The sequence below is a fragment of the Streptomyces violens genome, assembly GCF_000717745.1.
GTDB classification, from domain to species: domain Bacteria; phylum Actinomycetota; class Actinomycetes; order Streptomycetales; family Streptomycetaceae; genus Streptomyces; species Streptomyces violens.
This window is the reverse complement of the sequence record NZ_JOBH01000005.1, coordinates 115,888-129,526: the sequence shown is the minus strand read 5'-3', so window position 1 is coordinate 129,526 and position 13,639 is coordinate 115,888. Positions and strand designations below refer to the sequence as shown.

General features: G+C 71.1%; 9 protein-coding genes. All 9 read right to left on the bottom strand.

Annotated elements, in window-relative coordinates:
• Positions 1-42: 42 nt before the first annotated feature.
• The gene (locus IF04_RS0111305) at positions 43-2,226 is read right to left on the bottom strand and encodes a hypothetical protein (protein ID WP_030254237.1); all 2,184 of its coding nucleotides are present in this window, start codon (positions 2,224-2,226) and stop codon (positions 43-45) included.
• Complete coding sequence (locus IF04_RS0111300; protein ID WP_030254235.1) at positions 2,226-6,020, bottom strand: putative baseplate assembly protein; 3,795 nt, start codon at positions 6,018-6,020, stop codon at positions 2,226-2,228. The genes IF04_RS0111305 and IF04_RS0111300 overlap by 1 nt, the downstream gene beginning before the upstream one ends.
• Positions 6,017-9,238, bottom strand: coding sequence for a putative baseplate assembly protein (locus IF04_RS0111295; protein ID WP_051831111.1), 3,222 nt, complete (start codon positions 9,236-9,238; stop codon positions 6,017-6,019). Before IF04_RS0111295 ends, IF04_RS0111300 begins: the two co-directional genes overlap by 4 nt.
• On the bottom strand, positions 9,235-9,621 hold the full coding sequence (locus tag IF04_RS0111290; protein WP_030254230.1) for a GPW/gp25 family protein: 387 nt from the start codon (positions 9,619-9,621) through the stop codon (positions 9,235-9,237). Before IF04_RS0111290 ends, IF04_RS0111295 begins: the two co-directional genes overlap by 4 nt.
• Positions 9,618-9,962 carry a hypothetical protein gene (locus IF04_RS0111285; RefSeq protein ID WP_030254228.1) on the bottom strand — a complete coding sequence of 115 codons (345 nt, stop codon included), beginning with the start codon at positions 9,960-9,962 and terminating at the stop codon, positions 9,618-9,620. Before IF04_RS0111285 ends, IF04_RS0111290 begins: the two co-directional genes overlap by 4 nt.
• A 52-nt stretch (positions 9,963-10,014) precedes the next feature.
• Positions 10,015-10,542 carry a phage baseplate assembly protein V gene (locus IF04_RS0111280; protein ID WP_030254226.1) on the bottom strand — a complete coding sequence of 176 codons (528 nt, stop codon included), beginning with the start codon at positions 10,540-10,542 and terminating at the stop codon, positions 10,015-10,017.
• A 70-nt stretch (positions 10,543-10,612) separates the two neighbouring features.
• Positions 10,613-11,755, bottom strand: a complete 1,143-nt coding sequence (locus IF04_RS0111275; protein ID WP_030254223.1) for a hypothetical protein — start codon at positions 11,753-11,755, stop codon at positions 10,613-10,615.
• A gap of 375 nt (positions 11,756-12,130) precedes the next feature.
• Complete coding sequence (locus IF04_RS0111270) at positions 12,131-12,796, bottom strand: hypothetical protein (protein WP_030254220.1); 666 nt, start codon at positions 12,794-12,796, stop codon at positions 12,131-12,133.
• A gap of 28 nt (positions 12,797-12,824) precedes the next feature.
• The gene (locus IF04_RS38660) at positions 12,825-13,598 is read right to left on the bottom strand and encodes a HEAT repeat domain-containing protein (RefSeq protein ID WP_157847638.1); all 774 of its coding nucleotides are present in this window, start codon (positions 13,596-13,598) and stop codon (positions 12,825-12,827) included.
• Positions 13,599-13,639: the final 41 nt, after the last annotated feature.

The window sequence follows — 13,639 nt, the reverse complement described above, 5'->3', positions numbered from 1 at the left end:
AAAGAAACTCGTGGATATCGGCTGGCGGGTGGGCGGATCGGCTCAGGTCACGAAGAAGATCCCCGCATCCGTTCCGGCCGGTGTGTACTCCGCGAGCCGCGCCCGCAGGCTGTCCTCGCGCTGCGGCTGGTACAGGTCGTGGAAGGCGCCCAGTTCGGCCCCGTCCTCGGCGGCGCGCCGGCAGCCCTCGCCGGCCGGGCCGTCCGGCCGCTCCGCCGCCAACTGCCCGTACGCGGGCGTGCCGTAGCGCTCGCTGCGCAGTACCGGCCGTACGGCACCGGCCTGTTCGGGGCCGACGAGGTCCGGCAGGCAGCGGTACCGGCGCGGTGTCCGGGAGCCCGGCGTGACATAGGAGTACCGGATGCAGCCGAGCTGCCGCCGGGCGACGTGCAGCCGCCCGGTGAAGAGCGAGTTCTCGGCGAGCTGCACGGCGTGCACGTGGACTTCACCGATCACCGTGGTGCGGTGCGCGTGCAGCACGGCGTGGGCGTGCCGGCAGTCCGGCGCGGAGAGCGCCTCGCGGTCGTGTCCGGTGGCGTCCAGGATGCTGTCGCGGATGTGGATCGGCAGCGGGTCGGTGGACACCTCGTCCCCGATGACCTCGATGGTGCCGAGGATCGTCCGGTCGATCTCCACGCACGCGCTCGTGCGGTCCAGTACGAGACTGGGCTCCTCCGGGGAGTGCGGGTGGCACTCCGGCTCCAGCGACCAGCCGGGGACGAGCGTGCAGTGCCGCAGCGCGAGCGCGCCGACCGGGCCCTGGACGTTGATGCCGCGGCCGGTGATCAGCAGCCCGTCCAGCACCATCCGCGGCCGGTCACCCGCCGCGCACTCCTCGTCCCGCGCCCGGATGTTCAGCGCGTCGGGCCGGTTGCTGTACCAGTCCAGCAGCCGGATCACCGGCCGCGTGCCCCCCGCGGCGCGTACCTCCAGGCGGTCGCCCGGGTCCAGGTCGAAGTCGAGCTGTTCCTGGTAGGCGCCGCTGTGGGTGATCTCGATGATGCCGTCGGGGCCGCACCGCCCGGCCCGCCGGTCGTGCTGCCACTGCCCGTACGCGTCCATGATCCGCTGGTACGTCTGGCCGGGCCCGACCCGGTACACGGCCGCGTCCGCGGGCGTCTCGCGCTCCCGGAGGTACTCGCCGCCGCCCAGGTCGTCCCCGAAGGCGTAGTGGTACGTCACCCACACGCCCTGGCGCGGGGCCGAGCGCGAGCCGAAGGCGATGCGGCCCAGCTCCGGGTCGACCGCGACCTGCCCGTGCTTGGGCCGGTAGCGCCAGTCGCTGAGGTCGGCCACCACGATGTCGGACGGGTCGACCGGCTCGCGCTGCCCGTCCCGCCAGATCGTGAAGGACTTGCCGGGCCCGTAGTAGTCCGCGAGCCGGTCGTGCAGCTGCCGCCGCCGGACGTACGCCGGGACGTTGTCGATGGTCGCGATGTGGGTGGCCGACGGCTCCGGCTCGGGCTTGGTGACCAGCGGGGTGTCGTTGCCGAGGATGGAGAAGGTGTACAGGTTGCGGGCCCGGTCGATGCAGTACGCGGGCGCCCGCGTCACCGAGTAGGGCTTCAGCCGCCATACGTACAGGCCCACTCCGGCGGGGGAGAGGCCGCCCTGGCGGCGGCGCGAGTCGGCCCGGCGGACGTCCGCCGAGCGGGCCGTCGCGCCGAACGGGCCGCCCGCGAGGTCCAGCGCGGCGGAGTCCCGCACGTCGACCGAGCGGCCGCGCGCGGCCCGTCGCCCGTTGACGGCCGCGGTGCCCGAGCCGTACAGCTTCACCGGCTGGTCGTGGGAGACCAGCCGGGAGAACTCCACGGCCCGCGCGGGCCAGTTCGCGACCTCCGCGGACAGCTCCTCCAGCAGCGCGAGGGTGCCCTTGCGGCGGCGGTTGGCGACCGTGGACGCCACGTCGCGGCGCGGCGCGAGCGCCTCGGCCAGCCGTCTGCGCGAGGAGTCCGGCAGCCCGCCGTCCTTCAGGCCGGTGGCCAGCACCCGCTCGTATCCGGGCAGCGGCTTGTAGCCCACCAGGTCACCGAGGTACGGCAGCACCCATTCCGCCGCCGTCTCCACGAACCAGTCGTCGTACTGCTGCTCGACCCCGTCGCGTACGAGATCGACCTGCTCGGCGATCACCGCGAGCAGCGCGCGCAGCGGCTCGCCGTTCTCGGCATCCCGCAGCCGGTGCCACTGCGGGAGCAGCTCCGCGAGCCCGTCCGGCTCCCTGGACATCACTTGACCTCCGTCAGAATCATGGTGTCGGCGACCTGCGGCGAGAACAGCGCGAGCTGGGCAGGCCGGATGCCGCGGAAGACGCACACCGAGCGGCCCTTGGCCAGCGGCCGGGTGTCGGTGATGTCCGGGTTCAGGCGCAGCAGTTCGGCGAGCGGGATGCCGTTGCGGGCCGCGACCGAGGAGAGCGATTCGCCCTTCCCGTCGGTGACCCGGTACAGCTGCTCGTCGTAGGTGGCCCGGCGGGCCGGGACCGTGGTCTGCGGGGCCGTCAGCCGCTCGCCGAGCCCGGCCAGGTCGGCGGGCGAGGCGGAGGCCGGTACGCCCGTGAAGGCGTCCACGTCCACGTAGTCCACGCCGGGCACGGACTGGGCGGTGGCCAGCACCTCCGACAGCCTTGCGGGCTGCCCCAGTTCGCGGCCCTCGTAGCCGAGGGTGCGCAGCAGGGCGGCCCGTACGCGCGGTTGGACCGCTGCCCAGGAGTAGTCGGGTGCGACCTTGACCTTGGCGACCAGCAGGAGCAGGACCAGCTCGCGTACATCGACGCGCACCGGGAGGGCCGCGTCCCCGTACTCGGCCAGCGAGGACCGCAGCGCCTGCAGCACCTCGGCGTCGGCCGCGACCGGGTTGTCGTCCACCCCGGCCACGGTCAGGTGCAGCACCTGCCGCCGCCCGTCGTACAGTTCGGCCGCCGCCGCCCGGCCGATGCCGGCCCGGGAGCGCGCGAAGTCCTCGTAGTCGGGGAGCGAGACCAGCCGGTCGAGGGCCGAGACCGCGAGCGGGACCGTGCGGCGGGTGAGCCCGGGGCCGTCGGCGTCCGCGCCGCCCGTGGCGGGCTGCGGGTTGGTGACGCCGGTGACGCCCAGCGGGCGGGTGATCGCCTGGGTGATGCGGCCCGCCTTGACGTTGGCGGCGCGCCCGGTACCGAAGCGGTAGCGGGCCCGGACGTTCTCGTGGCCGGTGGGCAGCCGCGCGCCGTGCACGCCGTCGCCGAAGGTCACCGTCGTCCGGCCGTCCCCGGCCGCGCCCAGCACGTACACCCGCTCGCGCGGCCCGCGCCCGGCCAGGCTGTCGACCCGGTGCCACAGCAGCCCGTCGACCCGGATCTCCAGCTCGGGCACCGCGCCCAGCGGATTGTCGTCGGGCAGCCAGGTGAGCGGGGACTGCCACAGCGCGAACGTCTGGTTCGCCTGCTCCGCGTTCCCGCTGCCCAGCGGCTCGTCCCGGCTCTCGCCGTGGGTGGCCGGCACGACGTTGCCCTGGATGCGGACGGTGTCGCGGCGGTACCGGTAGGCGAGATCGGCGGTGAGCGTGAGGACCGTGTGGACGTGGTCGCCCGGCAGGTTCTCGTCCAGCCGCTGGTCGACCGCGGCGATCACCGCCAGCTCCGTGCCGCGCACCCCGGCCGAGCCGGGGATGTCGGTCCGCTCGCCGGAGACGACGATGTACCGGCCGGGGCGCAGCCCCTCGTACAGGTCGGCCAGCTCCAGCTCGTTGCCGTGCACGTCCTCGCCCAGCGGCTCGTCCGCGCTGCGCAGCGGCTCGCCGCCCGCGTGCACGGTCGTGTCCCGGATCGCCGACAGCACGACGTCGTGTTCGTCCAGCCACGGGTCGGCGAGCGTCAGTTCCGTACCGCGCCCGGTGATCCCGAAGTTGGTGTACGCGGCGGTGCGGACGGCCGTCACACGGGTGGTGACGAACGCCAGCTTCTTGTCGCCGGGGATGCCGTCCGGCCCTTCGGCGCCCTTGCGGGGCCGCTGCACCGCGACCCAGCTGCCGACCGTGATGCCGTCCTGCACCGACTCCAGCGGCAGGACGTAGCGGTTGGCGGGCTCGGGCACGGTGGCGATGCCGATCTCCACGGCGGGCGGCTCGCTGCCCGGCGTGCGCCGCACGGTCACCTCGTACTCGCCGTGCCGGACCTGGTGCTTGTCGCCCGGTGCGAGGTCCCAGGTCTTCGTGTCGCCGTTGTTGACCGCGACCTCGATCTTCCCGTCCTCGTCCGGGCGGGCCACGAACAGGGAACGCTCGGGCAGCCCGGCGAGCAGCCGGACGGTGACCCCGGGCTCCTGGGACTCGGTCGGCCGGCGGCCCAGCCAGCTCAGGTCGCGGTCCTGCCCGGTACGGGTGGACACCTGGACCCGGCCCGGCCCCAGGTCGAAGGAGTTCTCCGAGGGCAGGTTCTCCGTGTACTGCACCGAGCTGCCGGTCTCGACGTGCTGGAACTCCGCCTTCACCGGCACCTTGCCGGCCGTGTCGAAGACGATCCGCACGCTGGTCAGCACGCCGCCGGTGAGCGGCCAGTCGGCCGTCCTGATGACCCGGCCCGCCTTGTCCTGCACGGGCTTGAGCGGCGCGGTGGCCCCGAAGGGCGCGGCCGTCACCCGCATCGCCAGCAGCGCGCGCAGCGCGGCGGGCGTCGCGGGCGCGGCCTGCCGCCACGCCGTGTACATCCCGTCGGACAGCCTCGGGTCCAGCGCGGACAGCAGCCGCGCGGTGAGGTCCGACCCGGGCGCGAAGAGGCGTCCGGGGTCGCGCGAGACGGCCCGCGCGCCGGACGGGGGACGGACGACGCTCGTACGGAGGGCGGGCAGTACGGCGTCCAGGGCGCGCAGCGCGGGCGTGGGCCCACCGGCCTTCTTCGGCCGAGACGTCTTGGGCTGCGGCTCCGACGGCGGCACGGTCCGCGCCGGCTCCAAGTCCCCGGCCCGCTCCCGCAGTTCCCCGATCACCGCTTCGAGCTGCTCGAACCAGGCCGCGACCGCCTCGTACGGCGCGGCGAGCACCTGCGCCTCGGCCAGCCGGTCGTGCGGCCCGGCCAGTCGCTCGGCGAACGCCGCGGGCGTCTTGGCCGCCTCGCCCTCCAGGTCCTTGCGCAGCGGCGCCAGTACCTGCGTGTCGAAGGTCTCGATCAGCTTGCTGACCGGACGCGGGTTCGGCGTCTCGGCGGTGGGCGGCCCGGGCTCGTCCGGATCGTCGGGGTCGCCGCCGTCCTCCGGCTCGGTGATCCACTGCTTCAGCTCGTCGACCAGCTCCTTGAGCGTGGGCGGCGCGGACTGCTGCAGCCCGATCGCGGTGACGTCCTCCTCCCGGTCGATGCGCACCTTGGCGACCGGCAGCAGCTGCTGCTCCTTGCCGCCGAAGTCGAAGAGGAGCTGGTCACCGGTCTGCAGGGAGGTGTTCGTGCCCGAGACGTACAGCTCCGACCGCTTCTTCAGGTCCTCGGCGACCAGCAGCGCGGGCCGCCGCCTGCGGACCTTCAGCTCGTTCCACGCCCAGCGCGCGGTGAGGTCCTCGCTCGTCTCGAAGGTCTGCGACTCCTCGCCGGTGGCCGCCGGCACGCTGTGGCTGCGCGCCCCGCGCGGGATGACGACCGGCAGGTCCTCGGCGCGCGGGTCCTTGTCCAGGGTGTACGCGAGGTGGGTGTCGGCCGCGACGCCGGGCCGCGGCCGGTGCCCGACCAGCCGCCCGAGGAGCGCGAGGGACCGGTGCTCGTTGGCGGTGCGCAGATACCCCTCGTCCGCGATCCGCTCGCTGTGGAAGGTCAGTACGTCACCGAGGACCGCCCAGGCGTCCAGCAGCCCGATCGCGGGATCGTCGGTGGTGCGGACGGTCAGGCCGCGCAGCGCCGGGTAGGCGGGCGAGGCGAGCCGGTCCAGCATGCCGGCCAGGAACGTGCCGTACGTACCGACGCGGTAGTCCAGGGCCGTCCGGGCCGGCGGGTTGTACAGGGCGTCCGGGGCGCGCCGCTCGTCGCTGCCGCCCCCGCAGCCGCAGCCGCACGTGGCGCTCATCGGGCACCCCCGAGCTCTCCGAGGTCGATGACCAGGCGGCCGTTCTCCGGGCGCTCGGGGTCGTTGTCGCACACGGCGATCTCCAGCGGGCCGAGCCGCAGCACACCGTCCTCCAGTGCTCTGTTGTCTCTGATGTCGGTGGATCCCTGTTGGCTGTGTGCCTGGAACGACAGCCGCTGCAGGCGGGTCACCCGTACGCTCTCCACGCCCGGTACGGCCGCGGCGACCGCGGTGAGACGGCTGAGCCGTACCGGTTCGCCGAACGTCAGCGCGTCCGGGTGGAAGAAGCCGAGGCGCCCGCCGGACAGCCGCCGGTTCCCGAGTACACGGGTCAACTCGGCCAGGATCCGGCCGTGTTGATGCCCCGGCGCCGCGCACACCTCGATCTCGATGTCCAGCGGCACCGTACGGGCCGGTTCGACCACCAGGTCGTGGCCGATCCGCCGGTAGCTCTCCAGCGCGTACGCGACGGAGTCCAGCAGCTGGGGCGTGGGCTCGCCGGTGCGCGCCGCGTCGATCGCGATGTGCGCCTCCTGCACGCTGCCGGTCCAGCGGATCTCGGCCGCCGCCCGCTGCACACCGGGCAGCGCGGAGGCCAGCTCCGCGTAGTCGGCGGCGGTGACGGCCCGCCGGCGGGTGCGCTTGAGGTCGAGCGGCGCGAGCTGCCGTACCTGCTCGACGGACTCGGGCGCGGCGCCGCCGGTCGCGGGCAGCGGATTGCGCACGCCCGCCACCGGCATCGGGTCGCCCCGGTCCGAGTCCTCCGCCGGACGGCTCAGCACCAGGTGGTTGATGGCCTCGGCGCCCACATTGCCCGCCGTGCCGCCGCCCAGCCGGTAGTGCAGGGTGAGCCGGCTGCCGGGCTCCGGGCGCGCGCCGTACCGGCCGTCCCCGAAGCGCAGCGCGATCCGCCCGTCGTCCTCCAGCTCGCCCACGAAGTGCCGGTCGCGCGGCCCGCTGTCCAGCAGGTCGCGGCGCGGCTCCCATGTGTGCTCGCCGTCCTCGATCCGTACGGCGGGCAGCGCGGCCCGTGGGTCGGGCGCCAGGCTCGCCGCCGGGCCGTGCAGCACCGGCTCGTCCGGGTGCAGCCCCGCCGCGTACGCCGGGCCCCAGCTGTGCGCGATCTCCCAGGCGATCCGCGCGTCCAGCACCGCGCCGGCCCGCGCCCGGGCGCTCAGCACGTCCAGGCGGCGCAGCTTCGGCGCCAGCAGCCGGTCGCTGCGGTGCAGCAGCTCGCGCAGCGCCCGTACGGGATGCCGGTGCAGTTCGAGGCGTTCCAGTACGTGCAGCCCGAACAGCCCCGTCAGTTCGGCGATCTCCGCCTCCGACAGCCCGTCGTGGTCCCGGGCGCTGCGCCACAGCTCCACCAGCCGCGCCCGCACCCGCTCCCGGATGCCGGCGAGCCGCTCGGCCTGCCCCGCCGCCACCAGCTCGGGGCGCGGGAACGGCACGGTCTGGGCGACGGGGGAGCGGTGCAGGACGGGCCGGAAGCGCGGCCGGATGCCCGGGTACACGGACTGCGCGAGCAGCGTGCGCAACGCCTCGGCCTGCGCGTACACCGTCCCCGGCACGACCTTCTCGCGCCGCTGTCCGGCCAGCTCCAGGCCGAGCCCGGCCCGTACGGTCGCCTCCTCGCCGACCACCTCGAACAGCTCACGGATGTCGTCGGCGGTCAGCGCCCGGTGGTGCTCCGTCTTGTCGAGCAGGTGCTGGATGGTGCGGGCAGTGGCATTCCCGCCGTCCTTGCTGTCCCCGCACCCGAAGGCGGGCGGCTCGCAGGACCCGGTCACGGCCGGGACGGGCGGCACGGTCACCGTCTCCGGTACGCCCTCCGGGCACTCCCCGAAGGTCAGCGACCGCCCGTGGTCGACGAGCGCCACGTTGCCGCGCGCCACGCTCACGTCCGTCACGGGCGCGCAGTCCGTACTGCCCCGAGTGGACAGGCACAGCGGGAACGTCAGCGCGTCCTCCTGCGCCCAGGTGATCTCCAGCACCGGCTGCCCGTCGAGCTGGTCGACGGCGGGGGTGACGGAGGTCAGCCGGACGGCCTGCCGGTGGCCCGGGTCCTGGTCGCCGGGCGTACCCGTACGCGGACCCTTGACCTCCTCGAAGAGCAGCAGGTCACCGGGGGAGAGGCGCAGCGAGCGGGTCTCTCGGGTGTCGTCCGCCCACTCGTCCCGCAGCGTCGCCGACGTCGCGCCCTTCGGCAGTGCGCAGACCTCATCTCCCCAGGTCCACAGCCGGATGGCGTTGTGCTCCGGACGCAGCCGCAGCGGCGCGTCACCGACCGGCTCGAAGACCTCCACCGAGCCGCGCTCGTCCAGTACGGCCAGGTCCCGGTCGTCGATGACGGTCCCGATCTCCGGCCGGTCGCGCGGCCCGTACGTACGGAAGTCCACCGCCGCGAACCGGAACGTGCCCGGCAGAAGCACGAGGCCGGAGGCCACCTCGACGGACACGAACGCCCGCGCGCTGCACCCGTCGTGCATCGGATAGTCGATCAGCCGCACATGCCGGCGCACGGAGACCCGCCGCCGCGCGGTGTCCAGGTACGCCTCGGTGGCCACGGCATCCTGCTGGTAACTGATCTGATCAGCCGTGTACGCCAGCATCTCGACCAGCGTCATCCCCAGGTCGGCGGGGTTGCGCTCGACCCAGTCCGGCGTGGTCAGCCGCAGCCGGTCCAGGACGAGCCGGCGCAGCGTCTCGTAGTCGCGCGCGGTGTAGTCGATGACGGGCGCGGGCTTGAAGGTGTCCGGGCAGTCCGGCTCCGCTTCCCCTTCCGCGCAGTCGAAGGGACTCGGGCAGTCGGTCCGGAACCGGAAGTCGGTGGTGAAATACCGCTGGTCGAAGCCCTCGTACGGCTCCGTGCCCGGCCGCCCGTACGGATCGGTCTCCACGACCGACAGGCGGTACCGGGACGTGTCGCCCGTCCGGTCCAGCACCACATGCAGCCGGTCGTCGAGCTCGGGGTCCTCCTCCCGCTCGACGGAGACCTCCAGCGCCTCCAGGCCGGTGATCCGCCGCCCGCCGTCGATCCGGATGTTCTCCGGGCACAGCCCGTGCGGGGCCTTGCCGAGGAAGGTGACGGTCAGCGTCACCCCGTCGTCCGCGACCTCCACGCCGTCGATGCCGTTCAGCCGCGCCGCTCTGATCCGCCCGCGCCGCTGGTCGGTACGGCACACCAGCTCACCGCTGATGAGCTGCTGCTCACTCATATCTCGCCCCGCCCCTCGAACACTTCGTCGCGCCTGCTCGCGGTGGAGCGCACCACATAGCGCAGATACACCCGTACGACGTTCTCCTCGTTCACCACGTCGAGCGACTCGACCTCGATCAGATCGCCGAGCCACCGCTGCAGCGACGCCTGTACGGACAGCTCGACCGCCGACGCCAGCTCCGGGCTGTTCGGCGTGAAGACCAGATCCAGCAGGCCGCAGCCGAAGTCCGGCCGCATGACCCGCTCACCCGGGCTGGTGAACAGCAACTGCTCGATCAGATCGCGCACATGCTCGTCGTGGTCCGCGTGCGCGGTCCGCCCCCGCCGGTCCGTCCGGAACGGAAAAGCGATCTCACTCCGCACTTTCTTCACAGCCCTCATCGGCTGGACACCCCCTGATGGACGGGCGCCACGACCGGCGGGCCCTGCGGCACCAGCCCGGCGCTGAAACACATCGCCGCCGAGGTGTCCAGCAGTACCGGCACCCCGTCGATCCGTACCTCGTCTCCGCCGCCGGCCGGCATCCAGCGCACGCTGGTGCACGGCTGCGGGCGGCCGCCGACGGAGTGCGGGCAGCCGCTGACCGTGAAGAGGTCGGCGGCGGTGACGGCGGGCAGACCGTCGATGCGTACACCCGTACCGGCAGCCGCGGTGGACACCGCACGACCGCCGTGCGGGCAGCTGATCACCGCGCCGCCGTGCACGAGATTCCCGTTCCCCACGTCTTCTCGCTCCCCCGTCTCCGCTGTCGCTTCCTGATGCATGGCGTCTCGGTCATCGCTTCTTCGGCACGGTCAACCGGCCCTCGTTGATGTCGACCTGGTCGCCCTGGAGCAGGATCGAGGCTCCCGCCCCGTTGTTGATCTGCACCCCCGCCGCATTGATCCGCACATACGCACCACCCGGCGCCTGCAGCAGAATCCCTTCCTCCGGCACATCGGACAGCACGATCTTGTGATGCCCCTGCGTCTCGATGACCACCGGCTCGGCACCGGCCCGCGCCCCGGCCTGCGCGTCCACCGGCATCTCGGCCTCGGCGCCGTACCAACACCCCGTCCAGACCGGGAAACTGGGATCGCCCTGCTCGAACTCGATCCACACCCCGGCACCTTCACTCGGGATCACGTACTGACCCGCCTGCGCGCCCGTGAACGGAAAACAGGGCATGGCCCAGGTGGACGCCTCGTCACCGAGCACGTCCGGCACATGGGCCGTGATCCGGCCGATCCGCAACGGATCGTTGTTGCTCGCCACCCGGCCCCGGAACTTGCCGAGGAAGCGATTGTTCGATGCTGGCGCCATGGTGGCTGCTCCTGGTCGGTCTCTCTGGTCACTCTGCGGTGGTTCGCCGCGGATTTACGGGCTCACGGGCTTACGGACGCACGCGGTCACTGCGGGCAATCAGCCCCTCGCGCGACAGGGTGAAGTTCTGCTGGTACGACCCCGGCCGGAGGTTATGGGTGACGCTCTTCACGTAGTAATCCCCGTCGTACGTGACGCCGGCGCCCCGCACGCCGACCAACTCCCGGGGCCGCAGCACATATCCGTGCCGATTCACGTCCAGTTGGCCGGAGCCACTGATCGCATCGGCACTTGTCGCGGCCCGCCCCAACGCCTCCGCCTTCGCCAGCGCCTCGTCCTTCTTCGCGGTCCCTGTCAGGGTCTTGCGCTTGAGGGCGGGCGAGGCACGCCGACCCAACGGCGGTCGCAGCGGGCTGATATCGGGCTGTGCGAGCAGCGGCGCGCGCCGCGTCACAGGATCCTGCACCCGAGCCTGCGGCTCTTCTCTCGCCGTCCCGTCGTAAGCAAACGTCAACTGATCCACAGTCGAGTTCACATCCATATTCACATTCAGCGCATGCTGCCGCTGCCCGAGCCGCTGCTCAGGCCCCCAGAACGCGGTCGACCGCCCCGGCACGGGCCCCGGGTCCAGGTAGAACGTGTAACCGTTGGCGTTGGCCAACTCATTCACATACTGCAAGTCAGTACCCGTTTGGTAGTCCACTCGGGCCTGCTCCCTCGGCGGCTGCGGAACCTGCTCCCGAATGATCCGTCCGTCGATCCCATAATCCGCATACTTCGACAGAATCCTCTCCACCCTCTGCGAGGGCGCGAGGTTGGGATACCGATCCGTCCGCTCCTCGAGGTCCATGAGCAGCGTCAGATCCTCCCCCGTAACCGTCAGGGTGGTCTGCCCGGGCTGATTACTGGCCCCGACCTCCTGCCGCACGATGAGACCGTCCAGCAGCACCACAGGAGTCCCCTTGACCGCAACGGTGAGGATGACTCTCGTCTTGGGATCAAAAAACCCCTCGGGAAGCAGCCTCTGTATGATCGCTCCCTTCTTGGTGAGGTCAAAGGCCAACTGGAAGCCGCTCCGCTCACCCGCCGTACTGGTGATCTGAGCGGACAGCAGCGCCTCCGTCACCTCCTGCGGAACCAGTCGCGCCAACTTGGGCCCCATGTACAGCGACACATGAATGGGCCCACCCCCGACGGGCAGATCATCAGCCATTCCGCACCCCCGGCCCACCCATTCCACCGGGGAACCCACCGGGCAACGGTACGGCTATCTCCTCACCGGGTTCGTCCGTCAGCTCCCTCGGCGCCAGCACAGGATTGGCATCAGCAACCCGCCACCACTGCCCCGAATCCCCGAAATACCGCTGCCCAAGCTGATCGGCCCGCTCCCCAGCGCTCACGGTATGCGGCACGGTCTCATCGGCATCGTGGTTGACGGGCGGCAGCAACCGTCGCTTGGCGTACTTCACTTCAGAGCCGTCTCGGGTCCTATGAACCCCGATCTCCACATCGTGATACCGACTGCTCCTGGGATACGGATGAGCCCCCGGCACATCATCCAACGCACTCTCATACGGCTCGATCACGCTCAGATCCCTCCCCCGAGCCCCAACTGCGCCAAGCTCCCGACCCGAGCCCGCCGCGCCAACTGCTCCTTCTGCGCGAGGTGCGCGAGGTAGAGCTCAGCTCCGCGATGCCCCGCCGGCAAATCACTCACCGTCAAAATCTTCATCCCAATGGACAGCGAGGCCCTGATCGGGTTGAGGTTGACATCAAATGCCGACTCATTGACCGACAACTCCGTCAACCTGACCGGCATCACCCGCTTGCTCCCCCAAGTGAAGAGCGTCAACGGCATCTCGATCGGGCTGATCTCGATGGTCCCCTTCTTGCTGAGCTTGCTCGCGGCCCGCAACTGCGCCGTGGTCGGCTGCACCAGCATTTCCAGCACCGCTAGTTGGGGGTGGATCCCATCGGGCGCAGCCACGTCCAACTGATCCGTGGCATCAATCTCAGCGGTGAACTTCCAGGTCTCCTGCGCCGGGCCCTTGAGGCGCAGGGCCTCGTTACGATCCCCACCACTGTCTCCTCCGCCACCACCGCCTTCCCCGCCGGCGGCTTGCGGCGCGACGGAGCGTTCAAGCGTGTCGGGGTTGAACTGCAGCACGATGATGCGCTGGGGGGTACCGCGCTCGGAATCGACGATGACGATCCCGGACCGGATGGGCTTGGGTATGTCGGCGTAAGTGGTCATATCCCTGGGTTCCTGTCGTCTGCGGTGATCATTCTTCGTCGGGCTCGTCGAGTTCGGCGATCGCGAGACGAACTTCGTTGGCGGGGGACGGCGCATCGGGCGGCCAAGTGGCGATTAGCTGCTCGATCAGTGGACGGTATTTCACCACTAGATCTTCTTCGGCCAGGCTGAGTGCTGCGTGTGCCTGAATTCTGAGATCAGAGTCCTTGGTTGCACGAACGAGAGTTGAGATCGCATCTTCAGATCGTGCGCTCCCTGTTGCGTTGAGGGCGTAGACGCGATCCATGTATTCCTCATGCTGATTGAGTGCGATCTCTTTGAGGGTTTTCAGTAGTTGCGGGTCAGGGGTCTCGGAGTTCCACATGACCCCTCCAGCCACCTCCAGGGCGACGTTGCGAACTTCTGGAGTTCTGGTGGTCCTGATGATTTTCGCCAGAAGTGCGGAATCTTCGGCTTCTGCGAGGTTCGTGATCGCGTACAGCGCGCTGGCGTGGTTGGCCCCCTCTCCCACGTGGGGGCTGAGGGTGGCAGAGGACGGCGACTGCCGAAGCACCTCTCTGGCGGTGGCAAGAAGCTCGTCGGAATGATCGGTGAATGGATTGTCTTCGCCGAAACGACGAGTGGCATCGGCCAGCTGGTAATGGTCCATGGCGATTCCAGTGGCCACTGGATCGCCGCTGCGGAGCAGTTTGAGAAATGCGGTGATCCGTTCCGCCGGCGGGGCTGGTGAAGCCAGCACCTCATGGGCGTGCGCCAGCTCGGGTGCGCTGAGCTCGCAGCCTTGCCAGTAATGAGAATGCATGTTCCACCAGTTCCTTTCGGTGACACGTTGAACGGCAGTCG